We start from the raw sequence: 2,300 nt of genomic DNA, 5'->3' as shown, positions 1-2,300 counted from the left end.
GGCGGATATCGAGCGCGTGCTCACCATTGGTGTGCACGGGCCGGGTAAAGTAGTGGTCGTCTTTGTAGACGAGGGGGGTGGTGCCGGTGAGTAAAGCATCTTTACGGCAGGTGACCCGGGAGGCCCTGGCCAATACGGGTGTTTCTTCCGCCCTGGGAAAGTTTGCCGACAACTATGTCCTTGCCCGGGAACAGGCTTACCGGCACAGGGATTTTGAGGAACTGCGCCGGGAAGTAGCCCGGATTAAGCGCGAAGCGGCGGAACACATGGAAGAGCTGGCGGTACAATTCACCCGTGAGGCTACCCGCCGTGGCGCCACTGTTTTTCGGGCGGCTACCGCCCGGGACGCCCGCGAGTACATTGCCCGGCTTGCAAAATCCAGGGGTATCAAGACCATCGTCAAGTCCAAGTCCATGGCCAGCGAGGAGATACACTTAAACGAATATTTAAAGGAACAGGATCTGGATGTTGTGGAAACGGATCTGGGTGAATGGATCATCCAGCTTTCCAACCAGCGTCCTTCTCACATGGTCATGCCGGCTATTCACATGAGCCGGCAAGAAGTGGCTCAAATTTTCAGCCGGGAAATTAAAGAACCTGTAAAACCGGAGATTTCCTCCATGGTCAAGCTGGCCCGGAGAGAGCTGCGCAAAAAATTCCTCTCCGCCTGGATGGGTATTTCCGGTGCGAATATCGCCGTGGCCGAAACGGGTACGATCGTCATGGTCACCAACGAAGGCAACGGGCGGCTGACCACCACCCTGCCTCCGGTGCATGTGATCATTGTCGGCCTGGAAAAACTAGTGCCCCGCTTTGCGGACATCTCGCCCATACTGGAGGTGCTGCCCCGCAGTGCCACGGCCCAGCACATTACCACGTACGTGACCATGATTACCGGGGCCGTGCCCGCGGTGGACCCCGGGGGCAACTATCACGAACGGAAGGAGCTGCATATCATCCTTCTGGATAACGGACGTACCCGGATGGCTGCTGATCCCGTCTTCAAAGAGGCCCTTCAGTGCGTACGCTGTGCCGCCTGTTTGAACGTCTGCCCTGTCTACCAGCTGGTCGGCGGTGTGTTTGGAGATGTTTATACCGGCGGGATCGGGACTGTGCTCACCGCCTTCTTCACTGACCCGCAAAAGGCTCAGCAGGTACAGAACTTGTGCCTTGGTTGTGAGCGCTGCCGGGATTACTGTTCGGGCAACATCGACCTGCCCGGGCTTATTGGTGAACTGAGGCGGCGGACAGTGGAAAAGGAAGGCATCAGCCATGTCCAGAGAATAATCTTTGAAAAAGTGTTGGTCAACCGGGATGTTTTCCACAAATTGTTAATAACGGCCTCCCGCTTGCAAAAGCCCTTTACCAGGGAGGGATGGATCCGTCACTTGCCCCTCTTTTTAGCCGGTTTAACTGAAGGGCGCTCTCTGCCCGCTATTGCGGAGATTCCTTTCCGGAAGCGGGTTGACAGGCTACCCCGGCCGGGCAGGGTGGCTGGCCGTGTGGCCTTCTTTTCCGGATGTCTGGTGGATTTTGTCTACCCCGGTATCGGCGAGTCCGTAGCTAAAGTTCTGGCTTCTCTGGGATTTGAAATGCTCTGCCCGGAGGGGCAGACCTGCTGCGGGTACCCGGCTGGACAGGCGGGTTTGACCGGCAGCTTTGCCGAACTGGCGCGGCAGAATATCACCGCCTTTGAAAATATAAAGGCCGGGTTTGTGCTTACCGCCTGTCCGACCTGTGCCGAAGCACTGAAGTTTCTCTACCCTGAACTTCTGGCCGGTGATCCGGTTTGGAGCGAGCGGGCCGGGGCGCTGGCGGAAAAAGTGACGGATTTCTCCTCCTTTGTTTACACTTATAGGGAAGAACTGGCTCCTTTTTTAACCCCTCTGCAGCAAAAGGTTGCTTATCACGATTCCTGCCATTTGAAGCGCCACCTGAGGGTAAGTGCTGAACCGCGCCGGCTGCTGGTTGACGCCGGGGCGGAACTGGTGGAAATGAATCCTGCTGACCTCTGTTGTGGTTTTGCGGGATCCTTTACCATTAAGTTTCCGGAGCTTTCCAGGGCTGTTCTGGATCGCAAGCTGCAGGCCGTACTGGGCAGCGGGGCGGAATTGGTAGCCCTGGATTGCCCGGGCTGCCGGTTGCAGATCGGTGGTGGACTGCACCATCAGAACTCGCACGTAAAGGTTATGCATACAGCGGAGGTACTGGCCAGTTGTCTTACCGGTGCGGGCCGGTTTACAGAGGGTTGATTAAATTATTTTTTAGTTCTATAAGTGTTTGTGAAATTTCTTTACCTT

Annotated in this window: 1 protein-coding gene and 1 pseudogene; both read left to right on the top strand. The window is 56.3% G+C overall.

Annotated features, from left to right (window positions below; translation table 11 throughout):
- A pseudogene (locus ACPLUI_RS14030) lies at positions 1–94 on the top strand (LutC/YkgG family protein); the annotation flags it as partial.
- Positions 87–2,252 (top strand): L-lactate dehydrogenase (quinone) large subunit LdhH, encoded by a 2,166-nt coding sequence (ldhH, locus tag ACPLUI_RS14025; RefSeq protein ID WP_424660863.1) that lies wholly within the window; start codon positions 87–89, stop codon positions 2,250–2,252. The pseudogene ACPLUI_RS14030 and the gene ldhH, both read left to right, overlap by 8 nt.
- The last annotated feature ends 48 nt before the right edge of the window (positions 2,253–2,300 follow it).

It is taken from the genome of Desulfofundulus sp. (assembly GCF_049701015.1).
Classification (GTDB): Bacteria; Bacillota; Desulfotomaculia; order Desulfotomaculales; family Desulfovirgulaceae; genus Desulfofundulus.
This window is presented reverse-complemented; position numbering and strand designations above follow the sequence as displayed.